A 20,430-nucleotide genomic window follows, 5' to 3' on the forward strand; every position below is an offset into this window, starting at 1 on the left:
AAACCAGGATTAAACGGATTTATAGGATTGACAGGATCCAATGCGCGTAGGATGACGCCTGCGTTTTAAACAAAAATCCTGTTAATCTTACAAATTCGGTAAATCCCGGTTCTTGATCCACGTTAAAATCAGCATATTTGAAATATGTTATTAGCCAGGTTTCAGCATGAATTGATAGAGGCGGGTTGCGATGAAGCGGGGCGCGGATGCCTGGCTGGTCCTGTTTTTGCAGCGGCCGTTATTTTGCCGGCAGATTTTGATCACCATTTATTGAACGACTCCAAGCAGCTAAAGGAGGATGACCGTTATGAGCTGCGCGCAGTTGTAGAGGAGCAGGCCGTAGCCTGGGCCGTGGCCTCGGTTGATAATGTGGAGATAGATCAGATCAATATTCTCAATGCTTCGTTTCTGGCTATGCACCGTGCGTTAGACATGCTGCACACACGCCCTGAGTTTCTGATTATTGACGGCAACCGGTTCAATAAATATCAAGCCGTTCCGCACCAATGTATTATAGAGGGCGACGGTAAATATTTCAGCATCGCGGCGGCATCAATATTGGCCAAAACCTACCGCGATGACTTTATGAAGCAGATTGCAGCCGAGCATCCTGAGTACGACTGGCACAGCAACAAGGGCTACCCTACCATTAAACACCGTAAAATGGTGATGGAGTTGGGTTATACACCGTATCACCGTCGTTCATTTCGCGTTTCTGATCCTCAGCTGACTATTTTTTAGTCGCTACATTTTGATTGCGCACCCCTGTTGGTTATTTTTGTTTGGTAACCATAACCAGTTTAATCTGTCGTTTTGAAAGTATTGATTCTAACACATCGTATTCCGTTTCCACAAAACGGCGGCTACCCCATTGTGGTGGGCAATACCATCCGCGGGCTGGTGGATGCCGGGCACGATGTATCGTTGGTTTCATTAAACACAGAAAAGCGCTACGAAGACTCGCCGCCACCTGATGACGAACTGCTGCAAAGAATTCAATACCGCTCTTATGATATTGATACCAGCGTATCGCTGATGGACGCGTTGCTCAACCTGTTTAGTCATGATTCGGCCAATATCAATCGTTATTATGATCCGGCTTTTGAGCGTCTGCTCATCCGCGAGGTGCGCAATAACCCCTATGATATTATTCAGTTTGAAGGATTATTTGTAGCGCCTTATCTGGAAGAAGTGCGCAAGCATACCAAAGCCAAACTGGTTTACCGGGCGCATAACATTGAGCACCAGGTTTGGCAGCGTCTGGCTCATCAAAAGAGCGATCCGCTGAAGAAGTTATTTTTAAAGCTGATTGCCGGTCGTGTAAAGCGCTACGAGTTGCAGCACATGAATAGCTTTGATGCTATGTCGGTATTTACCGAGCAGGACCGGCTAACCATGATTCAATATGGTGCAACGGGTAAAATTGAAGTGATACCGGTGAGTATCAATATGTCAAAATATCGCCCCAATTTGCATCAAACTGAATTTCCCAGCTTGTTTTTTCTCGGCTCTTTGAACTGGATGCCTAACCGTGAAGGTATTGAGTGGTTTTTGCAAAGCTTTCACCAGGATTTTGTGGATGGTAACCTGCGCTGCCGTTTCTATGTTGCCGGTAACGATATCCCCGAACAGTTTGACGAATACGAGGCCCTGGGCAAAATATTTATACAAGGCGAGGTAGATGACGCACTGGAGTTTGTAAACAGCAAGTCAATCATGATTGTGCCGTTGCTTTCTGGTGGTGGTATGCGTGTGAAAATTGTGGAAGGGATGGCTATGCAAAAATGCATTATCTCAACCACCCTCGGCGCCGAGGGCATTGCCTACACCAAGGGGCAGGATATTCTGATTGCCGATACCCGTGAGGAGTTTCTGCGTGCCATTAACCGCTGCGTTAGCGACGAGGAATACTGCACGCGCATTGGCCGTAATGCTCGTAAACTGGTAGAACAACAATATGATATTACTGCCATTAACAAGCACCTGGTTAAGTTTTATAACGACGTGCTGTCAGTGTAGAACATATACCCGTCATTGCTGAGAGGAACGAAACAATGACGGGTAAGATTAAAGCAGTCATCACCCAATCATCACTCTTCACTTATCAACCGTTCATCCAGCTGCTTTGTTGCCTTTGCGCCCAGCTTCTTCAACGTCTCTACCCGGCCAACCAAATTACCGCTGCCGGTAGATAGCTTGCCAAAAGCATCATTGTAAGCTTTTTTAGACCGGTCAATATGATCGCCAATGCCCTGCAGGTCGTCCATAAAACCTACAAATTTATCATACAACGCACCTGCCTTGGTGGCAATATCAATGGCGTTGCGGGTTTGCTGCTCCTGTTTCCAGATGCTGGCAACGGTTTTTAGCGTAGCCAACAGAGTTGAAGGGGTTACCAGTACCACCTTTTTGTTCCAGGCAAACTCAAACAGATCAATATCGTGCTGAATAGCTATAGCAAACGACGATTCAATAGGCACAAACAGCAATACAAAATCTGGCGAGCGCAGGCCGTATAAGCTTTGATAGTTTTTTCCTCCCAGGTTATTGATGTGGTTTTTAATAGAGATAATGTGCTGGCGCAGATGCAGATCGCGCTCCTCATCGGTATTGCTGTTTACCAATCGCTCATAAGCCAGCAACGACACTTTCGAGTCGATGATGATATGCTTATTATCCGGCAGGTTCACAATTACATCGGGTTGGAAACGGTTGCCATCCTCATCCTCCAATCCCATACCTTTGCCTTGTTTGGTGTAGCTCTCGCCCTCTAACAGGCCCGATGCCTCCAGTATCCGGTCTAAGATTACCTCGCCCCAGTTGCCTTGCTTTTTGGTGTCGGCTTTGAGGGCGCGGGTAAGGTTGTTAGCTTCCTCGCTAATCTGCTTGTTTAGTTCCATCAGTCGGGAGATCTCTCCTTTCAACACATTCCGCTCGTCTGATTCGGCCTTATAAACCTTCTCTACCTTTTCCTCAAACAGCTTGATATTCTCTTTCAGCGGATTGAGCAGCTGATCTAAGCTGGCGCGGTTGGTATCGGCAAATTTCTGCGATTTTTCTTCCAGCAGTTTACCAGCCACGTTTTCAAATTCTAATCGTAACTTTTGTTGTAGCTCTTGCAGGTAAAGTTCCTGCTCGGCCAGTCGCTCACGCTGTGCTCTTAGCGATTGTTCAGCCGCTGTGGTACGCATGCGCTCGGCCCCCAATTCATCGTTGTAAGCTTTAAGTTGACTTTCAAAACGCAAGCGTTCATCCTGTAGCAAACGGGCAGTATTGTCGCGCTCATTAAGCAACCACTCGCTGCGCTCGGTAGCGCGGGCCAGATCAATATTTAATTGATTGTTTTCTGCCAATAAACGCTGTTGTTCGGCGCTGTCAGTACCGCCGGCCGGACGTTTTAATATGATGATGATTGCGGCCAGCAACATTATAGCCCCGGCAGCTAAAACGAATAGTTCCATTTTGATAAAAATTTTAGCAAAACGAAGATGGGGAATTGATTGGTAAAAAACAAGGCGCCTTGACCAGAGATCAAGGCGCCTTGTTTTTTAGTTATTATGAGAGGTTTAATTCATCAATTGAATTAGTTGGATTCGCCAATCCACTCAAATCTGGTGTAAGGTACCAGCGCTTCAGGAATTTTGATGCCATTCTCGGTCTGGTTGTTCTCTAACAATGTAGCCACAATACGCGGCAGGGCCAGTGCGCTGCCGTTTAAGGTGTGAGCTAGCTGAGTTTTACCCTCTGCATTTTTGAAGCGCAATTTGAGGCGATTGCTCTGGAAGGTTTCAAAGTTTGATACGGATGATACCTCCAGCCAGCGTTGTTGTGCTGCGCTCCAGGTTTCCATATCATAAGTCAGGGCAGATGCAAAGCCCATATCGCCGCCGCACAAACGCAGCACACGGTATGGCAGGCCCAACTTTTGCAACAGGCCTTGCACATGGGCACTCATATCTTCCAGTACATTGTATGATGTTTCAGGGTTTACCACCTGTACAATCTCTACTTTATCAAACTGGTGCAAACGATTCAGTCCGCGCACGTGGGCACCATATGAACCAGCCTCGCGACGGAAACATGGGGTATAACCGCAGTTACGCACCGGCAGTTCGTCGGCCTTCAATATCACATCGCGGTACAGGTTGGTGATAGGCACCTCCGCAGTTGGGATCAGGTATAAACCATCCTGATTTACAAAATACATCTGTCCCTCTTTATCCGGCAGCTGACCGGTACCGAAGCCCGACGCCTCGTTTACCACCAGCGGTGGGATCACCTCGTTATAACCAGCTTTTTCGGCTTCATCTAAAAAGAAAGCAATTAAGGCACGTTGCAGTTTAGCACCCTTGCCTTTATAAACAGGGAACCCGGCGCCGGTAATTTTTACGCCCAGTTCAAAATCAATTAAATCATATTTGGCAGCCAGCTCCCAATGCGGCAGCGCGCTGGCAGGCAGTTCTGGCTTGGCGCCATTTTCTAAAACTATCTCGTTTTCCTCAGGTGTTAGCCCTTTTGGTACAGATGAGTGCGGCAGGTTGGGCAGCAATACAATTTTTTGCTGCAGATTTTCTTCAATAGCAGTAAGCTCGGTAGTGTTTACCTTGATGATTTCGCGCAGCTCGGTAGTGTAAGCTTTCAGCTTTTCGGCCTCGTCTTTCTGGCCGCTTTTCATTAGCTCGCCAATCTTTTTGGCTTCGGCATTGGCTTTGGCCTGCAGTTCTTCGCTGGAAGTTTGCAGGCGGCGGCGTTCTTTGTCAAGACTGATGATCTCATCGACCAACTCGGGCTGTTTGAAATTTTTTACAGCCAAACGTTCCAAAACCTGTTCGCGGTTATCGCGGATATAATTAACTTGCAGCATTATTTTATTTTTAAAACGAAGCAAAGATATAAAGTTCGTGGTTAATGGTTCATAGTTGATGGTGTTTTGTAGCACCGTTTTATTGTGGATGTCATGAACTGATCAGCGTCGCCCAATAGTCTATATAGCCATTTACTCAGTTGCTGCGATTGACTATGAACCATGAACTATCATCTATGAACCAACCCGGCAAACTCTACTTAGTACCCACCCCCATTGGCAACCTGGAAGACATGACCTTTCGGGCTGTGCGGATATTGAAAGAAGCCGACCTGATACTGGCCGAGGATACCCGCACCTCTGCCCCCATGCTTAAACACTTTGGCGTTACCGCCCGTGTTTTTGCACACCATCAGCATAATGAGCACCAGAGCAGTAACGAGATTATCCGTTTTTTAAACGAAGGTAAACAGATTGCGCTGATCTCTGACGCTGGCACACCCGCCATCTCCGATCCTGGTTTTTACCTGGTGCGCGAGGCCTTGAAGCATGACATTGCAGTGGAATGCCTGCCCGGCCCGACTGCTTTTGTCCCTGCGCTGGTTAACTCCGGTTTCCCTACAGATAAGTTTTGTTTTGAAGGATTTTTGCCGCTGAAAAAAGGCAGGCAAACCCGTTATAAGCAACTGGCTGAAGAAGACCGCACTATTATATTATATGAGTCGCCACACCGCCTGCTGAAAACGCTGGAAGAAATGGCTACTTATTTTGGCGCCGACAGGTTGATCTCCGTATCGCGCGAGCTAACTAAAATGTTCGAAGAAACGGTGCGCGGCACGGTTGCCGAGGTGAAAACTCATTTTGAAACGCATCCCGTAAAAGGGGAGTTTGTGATTTGCGTGATGGGGAATACCTCTCCTAAATCCTCTCCGAAGGAGAGGACTTCCAAGTATAGGGATGATGAGGATTGATATTGTATTGATGCACCCGGATTCTGCTCTTACTTTATTAAAGTAATGGACTTTGGATTCCGACGGCGGCCGGAGGCCGCGAGATAGTAGTCACTCGCGGAGACGCGAGCGATTGCGGATTTATATATATTAAAGACAAAATGCGGCAAAGCCGCATTTTGTCTTTAATCCCATTTGCAGTCGCTCGCCTCCTGGCGAGTGACTACTATCTCGCGGCCTCTGGCCGCCGTCAGCAATGTATTAGCGTGTAACCTAATCCCTACACCAATCCATACCTGGCCTGCAACAATCCGCTCGAATAACTCTTCGAACCCATAAATTGTAAACTAGTACGATCGATATGCTCAAACAATGGCTTGCCGCTGCCTAATAAAATAGGGTGAATAGATAGCAGCAACTCATCAACCAGGCCGGCCTGCACAAATGCAGATACCAGCTCGGCCCCGCCAAACAACCAGATATCACCACCAGGACTTGTTCTGATTTTTTGCACTTCACTCAGAAAATCAGCTTTGCGAATAATTTCTACTGCCGGATTTTCTTCGGGCATCAGCGTGTCTGAAAATACAAACTTGTATTGCGGGAAAGCATTGATATCGCCCGTACGCTTAATCAGGTCATAGCTTTTGCGGCCCATAAAAATGATCTCGATCTGGCTGAAAAACTCGGTCATGCCATAATCCTGATCGGCAAAGCACCAATCATACTCGCCGTTGGGGCCTTCAATAAAACTATCCAGGCTCACGGCCACATTTAAGATAACTCTACGCATTTATTCTTCTTTATGTCGCTCTTTCCACTGTTGCGAGAATGATTTTTCGGCTACCTGTGGCATCTCGCGGTAATGTCCCCATGTTTTCTTGAAGAGCTTTTTCAGCAGGAAGTTCTTCATCTTGCCGCCGAAGAAATCCATCAGTTTGCGTTTCTTCATGGCGCGTTTCCACCAGTTCCAGCCAAATTTTTCCATACCGGTCACCAGTCCTTCATTTACGGAGTCGCGGCGGTTAAGCAGCAACATCTTGTGGATCTCTATTTTAACCGGGCACACTTCGGTGCATTTACCGCACAAACTGGACGCATTGCTGAGGTGTTTAAACTCTTCCATGCCCTTCATGTGCGGGGTTATGATAGAGCCGATGGGCCCGCTGTAGGTAGTATTATAGGTATAGCCGCCCACATTGCGATAAATAGGGCACCCGTTTAAACAGGCTCCGCAGCGGATGCAGTACAAACCCTGTCGCTGTTCTTTTTGTGCCAGCAGGTTGGTGCGACCGTTATCCAGCAAGATGACGTACATCTCCTCCGGTCCATCGGTTTCGCCAGGTTGGCGCGGGCCACTCAGGATGGAATTATAAACGGTAAGGTTTTGCCCCGTACCGTGTGTAGCCAGCATGGGCCAGTAAATATCAAGATCGGCTATGGATGGGATGATCTTCTCAATACCCACAATAGCGATGTGTGTTTTTGGAAAAGTAGTACACAAACGTGCGTTGCCCTCGTTTTCGGTAAGGCAGATGCTGCCGGTATCGGCCAGCAGGAAATTGCCGCCAGAGAAACCTACATCAGCCTGCAGATATTTTTCGCGCAATAATTCGCGGGCCTTTGCCACCAAAAACTCCGGGGTTGAGTCTGGCGGGGTATTAAACTTTTCGTGAAACAGCTTGGCAATGTCCTCTTTGCTGAGGTGCATGGCCGGGGTGATGATATGGTATGGCTTTTGCCCCAGCAATTGTACAATGTATTCGCCCAGATCACTTTCCAGGCTTTCTATGTTGTTGGCTTCCAGAAATTCATTCAAATGAATTTCTTCAGTTACCATTGATTTTGATTTGATGGCCGATTTAGCGCCCACCCGTTGCATAATCTTCAAAATCTCCTGCTGGGCTTCCTCCACATCATTTGCCCAGATTACCTTGCCGCCACGTTTTTGAAAATTGGCCTCAAACTCAATCAGGTACTTGTCCAGGTTTTCCATTGACCGCCATTTAATGACATGACCTTTGCGCTTGGAGTTCTCCAAATTGGCCAGGCGACTCAGTCCGCGCTCAACAGCCGTATCATAACGGCCAATATTAAAGTTGATGATCTGGCGGTGCCTTTGGTCAAACACCTTCTGCTCTGCATCGGTCAAAAATTCTTCAGCGGTTTTTCCCATATTCATAAAGACGGTTCAGCAAAATTAATTTGATTAACGACAATTTAACGTTAAAGATTTTAACAATAATGCAGGTGAGGCGAAAATGTGTGGAATGCGGGGCGTGTTTTTGAGTAGGGTGGCGCATACCGTTGTCATTTCGAACGAACAAGCGGAGGTGGAGCAGGGAGTGAGGAGAAATCATGTACGATTGCAAGGCCGTACGGCAAGCATGAGGGATAAGATTTCTCCTCACGCCTCCCACAGCCCCACGCGCTGTTCGTCGAAATGACAGACCTTTTTTGATTTTAAACAGCACAAAGTATTTTTTTAACAATGTTGATAACCCCAGATAGGTTTATACTGATGAAATGACAGCTTTAATGCAACCAGATAATTCTCAGCATTTTGAAAATGATTTGAAGAATGTGGAAATTTTTAAAATCAGTTTTTTATTCTGAAAAATAATCTCTATTATTGCAATCCGATTTTTACGGGCTAAAAATCGCATTAAGAGCTAAAAATCATGGATTTAGTAAAATTTGTTGAAGAGCAATCGGTAGAAAATAAGCAGGTTCCTTCATTTAAAGCTGGTGACACTGTAAGTGTACATTATAAAATTAGAGAAGGTAACAAGGAGCGTATCCAGGTTTACCAAGGTGTGGTTATACAGCGCAACAGCGTTGGTGCTAGCGAAACTTTCACAGTTCGTAAAGTATCAAACGGCGTAGGTGTTGAGCGTATTTTCCCAATCAACTCTCCAAACATCGAGAAAATTGACGTAAACAGCTATGGTAAAGTACGTAGAGCTAAATTGTTCTATCTGCGCGCTCTTACCGGTAAAGCTGCCCGTATCAAATCAAAAAGAGTTTAATTCTCTGCAACACCCTCCGATTGCGGGTGTCAAAAATATTAAAGCCGCTGCCTGAAATAGGTTGCGGCTTTTTGTTATGGCATTTGGTGATGCCTTTCTTCCGGTTGTTTATTGAGATTTACGGCTCATGTTTTGAACTAGCGGAGTGTTGTGCTAAAAGGTGCGTAAGGTAATGAATATGTCTCATGGATTCGGCTCCAGTGCGCAGGTGTTGGGATGAGTTAAGATCCCCTCTTGAGAGGGGGCGCGTTGAATGTGCGGCTGCAGGGTGTGTCATTTCGCACGCACAAAGGACACACCCCTCCACCCCTCTCAAGAGGGGAATCGCTCAGCCCTCGCTTTGTTCTCGTCTTTCCAATACTTGTGTGCTCCAGAGGAGCGAACTTTTTGTAGAAGATCGTTGATGAGATAGATCGAGCGCCGTAGGTGCGGCCAGTTGGGATTGCAGTTGGCAGCATGCTTGTTTGGGCTTTATGCGCCCTTCGACGAAGCTCAGGATGATACCCGGCGCGCTGGTGTTTGATCATTTCACAAATAGAAAAAGCGATAGGTTTCCCCATCGCTTTTTTATCTTTCGGACTAAAGTGACTACTCGGCAATATTATAATAAACCGCCTGTACGTCGTCGTCTTCTTCCAGTTTGTCAATCAGCTTCATTACATCGGCTGCTTGCTCTTCGGTTACTTCTTTGAATGATTGGGCAACGCGCTCTAACTTGGCCGATTTGGTTTCGATACCCATCTCTTCCAATGTTTTCTGCATTTTGCCAAAATCCTCGTATGCGGTGTGGATCACAGCTTCTGCATTACCTTCTTCGTTGGCTTCAACAAAGAGGTCTTCCAGACCGCCGTCAATCAGTTCAAGCTCTAACTCTTCCAGGTCACGCTCGCCCGGATCAAAGCGAAATACAGCTTTGCGGGTAAAAATAAAATCGAGCGAACCGGTTTTGCCCAACGCACCGTTAGTTTTGGTGAAATAACTGCGGACGTTGGCTACAGTACGGTTGGTGTTATCGGTAGCGGTTTCTACAAGTACAGCTACACCATGTGGGGCGTAACCTTCGTAAACAATCTCCTCGTAGTTGCTCGAGTCTTTGCTCGATGCACGTTTAATAGCAGCTTCAACACGGTCTTTCGGCATGTTTACTGCTTTGGCGTTTTGGACTACAGTACGCAAAGCCGAGTTTGTCTCAGGGTTCGGACCGCCGGATTTCACCGCCATTACAATCTCTTTACCTAAACGGGTAAACTGTACGGCCATCTTGGCCCAACGTTTAAACTTTCTTTCTTTACGGAATTCAAATGCTCTTCCCATATCTCAAGGCCCCCCGATCCCCTAAAGGAGGAGGATTTATACTGCCAAGGGCAGTGTGTTTAATTATGTGATTAATATTAAGTTGCAAATTTAACTTACCCGGCTAAATAAACAAACTATCATTTGTGGTATAATAGTTTCCCCTTTAGGGATATAAGTAGGCTAAATTACTGTTTTCAAATTCTCCAGCATGTCTGCCGTCATTTTAGGCAGATCAAATTCCAATTGCCAGCCCCAGTCGGTTTGTGCCTGGCTGTCGTCTATACTTTTGGGCCAACTGTCGGCAATGGCTTGCCGCGGATCATCCCCGGCATAGCTGATCTCAAAATCAGGCAGATGCTTTTTAATTTCATCGGCCAGTTGCGCGGGCGTAAAACTGATGCCACCCAGGTTGTAGCTGGAGCGGATGCAGATCTGCTGCGCCGGGGCATCCATCAGCGTTAGCGTAGCGCGGATGGCATCGTCCATATACATCATAGGCAGGGCTGTATTGGCCGAGAGGAAGCTCTCGTACCTGCCGTTCTTCAGCGCTTCGTGAAAAATATGTACCGCATAATCGGTAGTGCCGCCGCCGGGGTTTGCCCGCCAGCCAATCAAGCCGGGATAACGCAGACTGCGCACATCCAGTCCGTGCTTGCGATTATAATACTCGCACCAGCGTTCGCCGGCCAATTTGCTGAAGCCGTAGACGGTGTTGGGATCCATTACGCAATATTGCGGCGTATTATACTGTGGTGAGTGTGGCCCGAAAACCGCTATAGAGCTTGGCCAGAATACTTTCTTTACACCAAACTCTACGGCAAAATCAAGCACATGGATCAGGCCGGTCATATTCAGATCCCAGGCCATGCGTGGTTTTTGCTCGCCGACTGCCGATAAAATGGCCGCCAGCTGGTAAACCTGCGTGGGCTGATACTTTTGAAAAATGTGATGCAGGTTGTCTTTGTCAAGCACGTTCACAAATTCAAAAGGCCCGCTGTAACGGATGGCATACGTAGGGTTGTTAATATCCGATGCAATAACCCGCTCCGTGCCATAGACACCTCGCAAAGCATTAACCAGCTCGGTCCCAATCTGGCCATTTGCTCCAATCACCAGTATCGTTTCGCTCATGCGTATTTACCTAAGTTTGTTATAAACAAATTTATAAAATTGTGTAATAGTGCAAAAGGCCGGTTAGTAGAAGCCGCTAAAATTGATAAATTGCAAGGTGTTAAAAACCATCAAATATATTACGCAGCACCCCATAAGTGGTGCAAAGCCAATACGTAATATATGGGGGTTCATAAGGTGGCAAATTACATCGCGCTTACGTAAGGTGCCGGTTGTTTATCAGTTTACCTCTAAAAGTAAGCTGTGGGTTTGGAACGGATTAACAGGCGCTACGGGCAATGTTTATTGCGGCTTGCATGAGTTTGAGGATATGGCATTCTTGCTGCATTTTCTTCGAGAAGATGATCTGTTTGTTGATGTTGGGGCCAATATTGGTAGTTACACCGTATTGGCGTCTGCACACGTTGGCGCAAGAACGGTATCTATTGAACCTGTGCCACAAACTTTTGGATATCTTCTGAAGAATATTGACCTGAATAATATAGCCGGTAAAGTGAGTGCGCTGAACGCTGGCGTGGGTAGCACAAAAGGGAGATTAAAATTTACCAATTTGCTTGATACCGGAAATCATGTAGTGGTTGATGATGCCGCTGATGGTGTATTTGTAGATATTAACAGCCTTGATGATATTTTGAAAGACAAAAACCCCACCATGCTAAAAATAGATGTTGAGGGGTTTGAAGCTGAAGTGCTAAAAGGATCGGCAGATGTTTTAAAGCAGGAGAGCCTGAAAGCAATTGTTATTGAACTTAATGGCTCTGGTAATCGGTACGGTTTTAATGATGATGGAATACATTTGGAATTATTGAAAAATGGCTTTAAGTCTGTTAAGTATCTGCCATTTGAACGATGTGTTGTTGAAATTCCCCATAATAAAGAACATAATACTTTATATATCCGTAACGATCGCTTTGTGAGGGCGAGGCTTATGGATAGCCCTAAAACAACCATAAAGGGCGTTTCTTTTTGATTGATATGCCATAACTTGCACATTGCCTGATGTGCTGATAACAATCCTTAACAAGGTGTAAACTTATAATATCCCTGTCTTTTTTCTTTCATCGACACAAAATCCCCGTTCACCGATACATCGATAAAAAGCGCATTTTTTCCGCGCACATTTATATCAGCAAGAGCCGTTTCGAGATCAGTATGTGTTTGTGATTTGGTCGAAAAGGGTTAAAGGCTCTTGTAAAAAGACCGGTTTTATGGTGGCCGGTCTTTTTTATTGGTTTTACTTGAAGGCGCTGCACATTAAACTATTTAACAATACCTCAAGCTGGTGAGGCCACTGCCCAAACCCCTCTCCGGAAGGACTCCTTTGGAGGAGATGATTTAGGTGAGGCTGACTGTTTGTTTAAGAAATCTAAACTACTTAAACCAAATGTTACGTAAATGCTGCTTATTGATGGGCTTGATGCTGGGTAGCAAGCTGGCTATGGCGCAATTGTGTACAGGGAGCCTGGGCGATCCGGTGGTGAACATAACCTTTGGATCGGGTACTTCAACGCATGCTGCAGCCTTGGGGAGTGATTTTACCAGCTACACCTACTCATCGGCAGATTTCCCCATTGATGGTTCTTATACGGTAGAGAATACCACTGCCGGGGCCGGCGCAACCTGGTGGAGCACTACCGATCATACCGGCAACACCGGCGGCTACATGATGGTAGTTAACGCCAGCCTTTCAACAACAGACTATTTTTATAAAAGCACCATTACCGGCTTGTGCCCCGGTACCACTTATGAGTTTAAAGCCTGGGTGGTTAACTTGTTACGCTCGCGTGATATCAGTCCGCCCGATATTACTTTTTTGATTGAAAAACCAGATGGTACGGTAATTAAAAGCCTTAACACGGGGTCTATACCGCTCACTACCGATGGCCCGCACTGGGTCCCCGAAGGCATGCTGTTTACCACGCCGGCCGGCGTGTCTGACATTGTGATCAGGATGCGTAACAACAGCTCGGGCGGAGCCCCGGCCAATGACCTGGCGCTTGATGATATCACCTTCCGTCCCTGCGGCCCAATTATTACGTCCACTTTTGGAGCAACCAGCACAACTGCGTTGACGGGCTGTGCGGGCACCAATCAAACCTATACGTTAAAAGGCGATCCGTCATCGGGCTATACCAATCCCGCGTATCAATGGCAGGTGCTCAATGCTGCCAGTGGCTGGACCGATATTCCCGGCGCTACTTCAACCACCTATACGCTTAATTTTGCGCCAGCGGTAGCAGGCACCTATCAATATAGATTGGTAAGTGCAGAGGCCGATAAGATAGGTTCGGTTAATTGCCAGGTAGTATCCAACGTGCTGACGCTAACTATTAACAGTAGTGTGGCTACTGCGCCCACGGTTAATAGTCCGGTTTGTTATGGCGGTACCATTAATTTAAATGCAGTATCTGCGGATAACTATGAGTGGACGGGGCCCAATGGGTTCACGTCCAGCCAACAATCGCCGGCCATTACTAATGCCACCACGGCTAACTCGGGTACCTATCATTTAAAGACCACAAAAAATACTTGCGAGGCTAGTTTTGATGTGCCGGTAACAGTTAATCCACAGGTGGTTGCCACCGCATCAGCCGCTGCAACAACCATTTGTCAGGGCGATCAAACCACACTGTCGGCAACCGGGGGTGGCAGTTATAGCTGGTCGCCTGCTACGGGCTTGTCAAATGCCAATGTGGCTAATCCGGTGGCTACTCCGGCGCAAACCACTACTTATACGGTTACCGTTACCAATGGCAGTTGCAGCAATACGGCCAGTGCTACCATAAATGTGATCCCCAAACCTACGGTGGATGCGGGTGCGGATAAGAAGATCACCCAGGGGCAAAGCGTTACGCTGGATGGTAAGGCCACTTACGCAACCTATTACTGGACGCCCGCTGATTACCTGAGCAATGCTAATATTTTAAACCCGATAGCCACGCCACCATCAGATATTACCTATACCCTGCACGCCGTCCCGGTAAATGGCTGTGGAACGGAGATTACAGACAATGTTTTTGTGCGCGTGTATACCAAAGTAACCATCCCCAATACTTTTACGCCTAATGGCGATGGTAAGCACGATATCTGGGATATTGAAGGGCTGATTACTTACCCCACTTCAACCACGCAGGTGTTTAACCGCTACGGGAAAGTGGTTTTTGCCAGCACCGGCTACGCCCAACCCTGGGATGGCCGCATGAACGGTGAGAACGTGCCCGAGGGAACTTATTACTACAAGATTGATTTGAAGAACGGTAATGTGTTTGCCGGATGGGTGGCGATTGTGCGGTGATATGCGATAGACGTAGCAATTTTTGTCATTGCGAGGAACGAAGCAATCTCGTCGCATGCAATAGTCCTGCGACGAGATTGCTTCGCGCTCCATCCGTGCCCACAGCCCTGCTCGCAATGACATGAGGGTATGTCCTAAAAAATCTCTTTCAGATATCGATCCATCCGATCCAGGTCGATGGCATCGTTCAGATAGCCGATGTGCATATCGGGCCGGATTAACATCGATTTATGCTGCCCTTTGTTGATCTCAAAAGCATCAAACACCTGCTGGTTTTTTTCTGATGGCGGGAGGTAGTAAAAATTGATCAGTCCGGTATAATGCTGGGTGAGCCATTTGGCCACTATAAACAATTCTTCTTCTATCACCTTGCCCATTAGTATTAGAGTGAAGCCGGGTTTGGCGCACCATTCATGCAGATCGGTAGTGATTTGTTTCTTTTCGTCGTAGATGGAAAGACAAGGCAGCCTGTCGCCTGCTTTAATGCTTTTGGCGTGACTAAGGTGCAGGCTGAGTTTGCTGTCGCGATAGTTGATGCCTGTTTGCGATACCGTTTTGAAGAATAGTTTTCTTACGCCGCCTTTATCCCAAACGTAATTCAGCAGCCTGATCATTACATGTTTCTTAAAGAAGCGCGATAGCGGATTACTGGACATAGCAAACTTGAACACCCTATCAGTAGAGTTAAGCAGCCTTTTGGCCACGGGCATGCGTTCATCTGCATAGCTGTCCAATACGCGCGGTTTAGATTGGCCATTCACTACACCGGCCAGTTTCCAGGCCAGGTTATAGGCATCCTGTAAACCGGTATTCATTCCCTGTCCACCCACGGGCGAGTGGATGTGTGCCGCATCTCCAATCAGAAAGCATCGGCCTGATCTGAAATGCTCGGCCATGCGGTGATGTAGTTTGTAAGTGTCAATCCACCGGCAATCTGTAACTTCGAATGCCTGGCCTGTAATCTGCTTCAGCCAAGGCGTAACTTCTTCCAGAGAAAGCTCGTCCTCTCTATCTTGATATTGTTTAGGCAGACTGCCAACTATGCGGAAGTAATCAGGGTCGCCTGGTAAGGGGAAAAATCCAGCCAGGCCTTTGTCTGACAGGAATAATCGCACCAGATCACTATCAAAATGGATATTCAGTTTGCCGTCAATCAGGTAGAACAGGTTTTTATAAGTATCGCCGCCAAAGGAAATATTTAGTTGCTTGCGTACCGGACTGCGTGCACCGTCGGCAGCAACCACCCAGTCGGCAGTGATGGTTTGAGATTCTCCATCGGCCTCAAGAACAACGGTGGCCTGCTCCCGGGTCTGACTAATAGACTCGAAAGTAGTGTTCCAATAAACTGGGCAACAGTTTTGGGTCAGATAATCTAACAACGCCCGTTCATTGCGCGATTGCGGATACATCAGCACATAGGGATACGGCGTATCGGCACCCTCAACCTGGTCTAATCTTACCTGAGCGCGCGGTTCTCCATAAAGGCAAATCTCTACGCCCATGGCCGGCCGACCCTCTTGCTTTACTTTGTCGGCGATGCCCATCTGCCGGTAAATTTCCATGGAACGGGCTTGCACAGCCAGCGCTTTAGAGTGGGTGGTTGGTCCCTGCTTGCTATCAATAATTAGGGGTTGGATGCCGTAACGCAGCAACTGTGCGGCCATCATTAACCCCGACGGCCCCGCGCCAATAATGAGTACCTGTGTATGTTGCGCGGTGATCTTCATAACTATTTCAGGAACAGAAGATGAGGAATATGGTTGGCTTTTTATGCAAATCTGGCAGTTGTTTTTTCCAGGCTGCTATGGTTTGGGTTTGTACCATTTCGTCGGCCGCGGTCAGGTTGCAGGCAATGCACAAACGGGTTGCCGGCTTGAGGCTGCGCAAAATTTCTTCCAGCAGTTGATTGTTGCGGAAAGGAGTTTCAATAAAAAGCTGTGTTTGTTTAAAACGCTCTGCCTGGCCTTCCAGGTCTTTCAGTCGCTTGGCGCGCTGCACTTTATCTATCGGCAGGTAGCCATGAAAAGTAAAGCTCTGGCCGTTAAAGCCTGACGCCATCAGCGCCAGCAAAATAGAACTTGGGCCAACCAGTGGCACCACTTTAATATTACGTCGATGCGCTTCGGCTACAATATCTGCACCCGGATCGGCCACGCCGGGGCAGCCGGCTTCGCTCATCAGGCCAACATCTTTGCCGACCACCAATCCGCTGAAAAAGTCGCCTAAGCCTTTATCGCGTTGATGTTTGCCGTAGTCGTGAATGGTAAGTTCACTTTGCGGAATCTTCAACCCGGCCTCTTTCAGAAAGCGGCGGGCGGTTTTCTCATTCTCTACAATATACTCACTTAGCTGATTGATGGTATCAACCAGGTAGGGCGTAAAAGATTTGCGCGCAGCATCGTCGGCTAGGGGGACGGGAATGAGGTATAAAGTTCCAGGCATAAACCCCTCCTAAATCCTCCCCGAGGGGGAGGACTTTCCTTTTAATGAGTGAATATTTTGTGTTGATGCCATCGACTTGCTGTATTTTAAAGCCCTCTCCTTTGGGGAGGGTTGGGAGGGGTAGTTATTTCAATTTCTCCAGCGCAGCTTTAATTCTGCCCGGTACTTCTTTAATATCGTCCAGCGAGGTAGCGCCTACCGATGCCCTGAACCAGCAAACGTCATGACCGGTACCAAAGGCCGAGAATGGCACCAGGGCCACTTTGGCTTCTTTGATGAGGTAGAAGTTTACATCGGTCGAGTCTTTCAGTAAATCACCTTCTGGTGTGGTTTTGCCCACGTAATCAACTTTAATGGTTAAATAGATGGCACCCATTGGTTCGATAGAATCAACCTGAAGGCCGTCGGCTTTCATTTGTTGAAAACCTTCGTGCAGTACCGTCAGGCTGTCTTGTACTTTGGCTTTCAGGTCCTCTAAGTATTCGTTTACCTGGTCGTCATGTTTTAAAAACTCGGCCATGGCCACCTGCTCTGGTTTTGGCGCCCAGGCACCCATGTGGCCCACAATGGCCTTCATGTTTTCAATAATATGGGCCGGACCGAAGCCCCAGCCCACACGCACGCCGGTAGCGGCAAAGCATTTAGAGCTGCCATCAACAAAAATGGTAACATCTTTAAGTTGCGGGCGCAGGGTTACCGGGTTGAAGTGCTCGTGGCTGCCAAAGGTTAGTTGCGAGTAGATTTGATCGTACAGCAGGTACAGCGGTTTCTCGCCCGCGGCACGGGTTTTGTTTTCGGCAATTACCAGGTCGCAAATTTCTTCCAGGTCTTTCTTTTTGAACATGGTGCCTGTCGGGTTCAGCGGCGAGCACAGGGCCAGCAGCGTAGCACCTTTCAGGTGCGGACGCAGTTCATCCGCCGTAGGCATAAAATTATTTTCGGGCCTGGTTTGCACCATCACTGCGTTGGCGCTGGTTAAATCTGAGTAGTGGTTGTTGTTCCATGACGGACCAGGGAAAACCACTTTATCGCCCGGATCTACAATGGCCAGAAAGGTAGAGTAAATCAGCGGACGTGAACCGCCAGAGATCAGAATCTGATTAGCCGGATACTCCAAGCCCATGCGCTCATTTAAAAAAGCAGAAACGCTTTGACGCAAAATCAGCTCGCCATCTGCAGACGGGTAGTTGGTTTGGTTGTGGGCATAAGCATCAACAATACCTGCCTTTAATGGTGCTGGGATGGGGTACAGGTTAGAATTAAAATCGCCAATGGTGAGGTTGGCAATGTTTTGTCCTTGTTTTTTCAGCTCGTTAATCTCGCCGGCTATTTTAATGATCTCAGAGCCGCTAAGGTTCTGAGCCAGTTTAGATATACTCATTTTATTTTTATAGGCTGTTTATACCAGGCAAATATAGCGTTACCGCCTGTAACACACCGGGCGTGGGTTAACTTTTTTCTGTTTTTACATTGCGGTGCCATATTGGCAAAACGCTTGGACTTTAATAGTTTGAGTTGTTTTATTATCTTTGCAGCTGCATTAAACGCCGTTTGCAGCGGTATCAATGAATTTATGAGCAAGTATCAAACCCTGTTGTATTACTGCTATACAACCATCCAGAACGCGGAGCAATTTGCCGCAGATCACCTTAAATTTTGTAAAAGCATTGGCTTAACCGGCAGGATCATTGTTGCCGATGAAGGCCTGAACGGTACCGTTTCCGGCGCACCCGAAGCTTGTCAGGCTTATATGGATGCCGTAATGGCCGACGAGCGTTTTGCCAAAACCGAGTTTAAGATTGATAACGTTGACGAGCCTTCATTTGTGAAAATGCACGTGCGTTATAAATCAGAGATCGTACACTCTGGCTTGCGTGATCCGCAGATCATCAACCCGAACATCCGTACCGGGAAACATCTGGAGCCGGTAGACTTTCTGGCGATGAAAGACCGTGATGATGTGGTGATACTGGATGTGCGTTCTAACTATGAGCACTCTTTAGGCAAATTCAAGAATGCCATTACGCTGGATATTGAGAACTTCCGCGATTTTCCGGACAAGATCAATGAGCTGGCTCAGTATAAAGACAAAAAAATCCTGACCTATTGCACCGGCGGTATTAAATGCGAGAAAGCATCGGCCTTGTTGTTGCAAGAAGGTTTTGAAGATGTATACCAGCTGCACGGCGGTATCATTAAATACGGCAAAGAAGCCGGTGGCGAAGATTTTGAGGGTAAATGCTACGTGTTTGATAATCGCTTAGCGGTAGACGTAAACTCGGTAAACCCGGTAACTATCTCAACCTGTCGTAACTGCGGTAAAACCACCGACAAGATGATAAACTGCGCTAATCCGGAGTGCAACGAACACTTTACCCAGTGCGAAGAGTGCGGCACCCAAATGGAAGGCTGCTGCAGCGCCGAGTGCCAAACCCACCCGCGCAAGCGTGTGTATGACGGTACCGGCTACTATGTAAAAGTGCCGCAACCAGTGAATGTGAAGAAGGTTAAGGTTGCAGAAGCTTAATCTGCTGCAAGTGATAGTATAAAGAAGCGCCGTTGGATTCCAGCGACGCTTTTGTTTTTATAAGTCATCCCGAACTTGTTTCGGGACCCCACTGGACAGTTTAGCACGCTTGCTAAGCGTATGGGGTGCCAAAACAAGTTCGGCATGACCTGCATAATCAAGTAACCATCCCAGTCACCAACATCCCTGTTTTAAATCAAAACAAATACCTAACTTGCCATTATGTCATTTTAAAACGTGTTTTGTAACATCGGTATGGCATTTGACATCTAACACCTAAATTAATCAACATAGAAAAATGAAAAACTTACTGATAGTAATTGGCATTGTTGTAGTTATTGCTTTAATGGGCGGTTGCTCATATAACGGCATGGTACAGAAAGACGAGACCGTGAAAAGCAAATGGGGCGAAGTACAAACCCAGTACCAGCGCCGTGCAGATCTGATCCCGAACCTGGTAGCTACCGTTAAAGGCGAAGCCAAGTTTGAGCAAGGTACGCTGACTGCCGTTACCGAGGCTCGTGCTAAGGCAACTTCTATCCAGGTTGATCCGAACAAGCTGACTCCTGAAAACGTTGCCAAATACCAGGCTGCACAAGGTCAGCTGAGCGCTGCTTTGGGCCGATTGATAGTTGCATCAGAACGCTATCCGGATCTTAAAGCTAACGACAGCTTTAAACAATTAAGCGCCCAACTGGAAGGTACTGAAAATCGTATTGGCATGGCCCGTAAAGATTTTAACGATGCCGTGCAAGATTATAACAGCAAGATCCGTGCGTTTCCGGCTAACATTGTGGCAGGTATAGCCGGCTTTAAAGAGAAAGGCTATTTTGCTGCCGAAGCCGGCTCTGACAAAGCGCCGAAAGTAGAATTTTAATAGCTAATGAGTGGATGAGTGAAGGATTGAATGAGTGATATTTAAGATTATTCGCTTCTTCAACCCTTCACTCATTCAA

General features: G+C 47.2%; 17 protein-coding genes. 8 read left to right on the forward strand and 9 right to left on the reverse strand.

Annotated elements, in window-relative coordinates:
• Positions 1-144: 144 nt before the first annotated feature.
• Together ABZR88_RS22230 and ABZR88_RS22235 are read left to right on the forward strand one after the other, a co-directional pair.
• Positions 145-741 (forward strand): ribonuclease HII, encoded by a 597-nt coding sequence (locus ABZR88_RS22230; RefSeq protein ID WP_107831038.1) that lies wholly within the window; start codon positions 145-147, stop codon positions 739-741.
• Between the two features lie 72 nt (positions 742-813).
• A complete protein-coding gene (locus tag ABZR88_RS22235; RefSeq protein WP_107831036.1) occupies positions 814-2,019 on the forward strand; it encodes a glycosyltransferase family 4 protein in 1,206 nt (401 codons plus the stop codon).
• Between the two features lie 71 nt (positions 2,020-2,090).
• On the opposite strand, the gene rmuC is transcribed toward ABZR88_RS22235, so the two are convergent.
• Together rmuC and serS are read right to left on the reverse strand one after the other, a co-directional pair.
• Complete coding sequence (rmuC, locus tag ABZR88_RS22240) at positions 2,091-3,461, reverse strand: DNA recombination protein RmuC (protein ID WP_107831034.1); 1,371 nt, start codon at positions 3,459-3,461, stop codon at positions 2,091-2,093.
• A gap of 122 nt (positions 3,462-3,583) precedes the next feature.
• On the reverse strand, positions 3,584-4,864 hold the full coding sequence (gene serS / locus ABZR88_RS22245) for a serine--tRNA ligase (protein WP_107831031.1): 1,281 nt from the start codon (positions 4,862-4,864) through the stop codon (positions 3,584-3,586).
• Positions 4,865-5,040: 176 nt separating this feature from the next.
• Here serS and rsmI point away from each other — a divergent pair, with 176 nt between their 5' ends.
• A complete protein-coding gene (gene rsmI / locus ABZR88_RS22250; RefSeq protein ID WP_211309872.1) occupies positions 5,041-5,775 on the forward strand; it encodes a 16S rRNA (cytidine(1402)-2'-O)-methyltransferase in 735 nt (244 codons plus the stop codon).
• A 259-nt stretch (positions 5,776-6,034) separates the two neighbouring features.
• Here rsmI and ABZR88_RS22255 read toward each other — a convergent pair whose 3' ends face one another.
• Both ABZR88_RS22255 and ABZR88_RS22260 read right to left on the reverse strand, forming a co-directional pair.
• Complete coding sequence (locus ABZR88_RS22255; RefSeq protein WP_107831027.1) at positions 6,035-6,547, reverse strand: dihydrofolate reductase family protein; 513 nt, start codon at positions 6,545-6,547, stop codon at positions 6,035-6,037.
• Complete coding sequence (locus ABZR88_RS22260; RefSeq protein WP_107831139.1) at positions 6,548-7,930, reverse strand: LutB/LldF family L-lactate oxidation iron-sulfur protein; 1,383 nt, start codon at positions 7,928-7,930, stop codon at positions 6,548-6,550. It abuts the gene before it with no gap.
• A gap of 505 nt (positions 7,931-8,435) precedes the next feature.
• Here ABZR88_RS22260 and rplS point away from each other — a divergent pair.
• Positions 8,436-8,783, forward strand: a complete 348-nt coding sequence (gene rplS / locus ABZR88_RS22265; protein WP_107831025.1) for a 50S ribosomal protein L19 — start codon at positions 8,436-8,438, stop codon at positions 8,781-8,783.
• A gap of 588 nt (positions 8,784-9,371) precedes the next feature.
• On the opposite strand, the gene ABZR88_RS22270 is transcribed toward rplS, so the two are convergent.
• Together ABZR88_RS22270 and ABZR88_RS22275 are read right to left on the reverse strand one after the other, a co-directional pair.
• Positions 9,372-10,097, reverse strand: a complete 726-nt coding sequence (locus tag ABZR88_RS22270) for a YebC/PmpR family DNA-binding transcriptional regulator (protein WP_107831023.1) — start codon at positions 10,095-10,097, stop codon at positions 9,372-9,374.
• A 162-nt stretch (positions 10,098-10,259) separates the two neighbouring features.
• Positions 10,260-11,210, reverse strand: a complete 951-nt coding sequence (locus tag ABZR88_RS22275; protein WP_107831022.1) for an NAD-dependent epimerase/dehydratase family protein — start codon at positions 11,208-11,210, stop codon at positions 10,260-10,262.
• A gap of 97 nt (positions 11,211-11,307) precedes the next feature.
• On the opposite strand from ABZR88_RS22275, the gene ABZR88_RS22280 reads away from it, so the two are divergent.
• The gene (locus tag ABZR88_RS22280; protein WP_107831020.1) at positions 11,308-12,180 is read left to right on the forward strand and encodes an FkbM family methyltransferase; all 873 of its coding nucleotides are present in this window, start codon (positions 11,308-11,310) and stop codon (positions 12,178-12,180) included.
• Between the two features lie 414 nt (positions 12,181-12,594).
• The gene (locus ABZR88_RS22285; protein WP_107831018.1) at positions 12,595-14,505 is read left to right on the forward strand and encodes a gliding motility-associated C-terminal domain-containing protein; all 1,911 of its coding nucleotides are present in this window, start codon (positions 12,595-12,597) and stop codon (positions 14,503-14,505) included.
• 134 nt (positions 14,506-14,639) lie between these two features.
• On the opposite strand, the gene ABZR88_RS22290 is transcribed toward ABZR88_RS22285, so the two are convergent.
• The 3 genes from ABZR88_RS22290 to ABZR88_RS22300 form a co-directional block, all read right to left on the reverse strand.
• A complete protein-coding gene (locus ABZR88_RS22290; RefSeq protein WP_107831016.1) occupies positions 14,640-16,232 on the reverse strand; it encodes an FAD-dependent monooxygenase in 1,593 nt (530 codons plus the stop codon).
• Positions 16,233-16,239: 7 nt separating this feature from the next.
• Positions 16,240-16,947: an SAM-dependent methyltransferase gene (locus ABZR88_RS22295; protein ID WP_107831014.1), complete on the reverse strand. Its 708-nt coding sequence runs from the start codon at positions 16,945-16,947 to the stop codon at positions 16,240-16,242.
• 124 nt (positions 16,948-17,071) lie between these two features.
• The gene (locus ABZR88_RS22300) at positions 17,072-18,328 is read right to left on the reverse strand and encodes a pyridoxal phosphate-dependent aminotransferase (RefSeq protein ID WP_107831012.1); all 1,257 of its coding nucleotides are present in this window, start codon (positions 18,326-18,328) and stop codon (positions 17,072-17,074) included.
• Between the two features lie 192 nt (positions 18,329-18,520).
• On the opposite strand from ABZR88_RS22300, the gene ABZR88_RS22305 reads away from it, so the two are divergent.
• Both ABZR88_RS22305 and ABZR88_RS22310 read left to right on the forward strand, forming a co-directional pair.
• The gene (locus tag ABZR88_RS22305; RefSeq protein WP_107831137.1) at positions 18,521-19,474 is read left to right on the forward strand and encodes a rhodanese-related sulfurtransferase; all 954 of its coding nucleotides are present in this window, start codon (positions 18,521-18,523) and stop codon (positions 19,472-19,474) included.
• A gap of 298 nt (positions 19,475-19,772) precedes the next feature.
• A complete protein-coding gene (locus ABZR88_RS22310) occupies positions 19,773-20,351 on the forward strand; it encodes a LemA family protein (protein WP_107831010.1) in 579 nt (192 codons plus the stop codon).
• The last annotated feature ends 79 nt before the right edge of the window (positions 20,352-20,430 follow it).

The sequence above is a fragment of the Mucilaginibacter yixingensis genome, assembly GCF_041080815.1.
Classification (GTDB): Bacteria; Bacteroidota; Bacteroidia; order Sphingobacteriales; family Sphingobacteriaceae; genus Mucilaginibacter; species Mucilaginibacter yixingensis.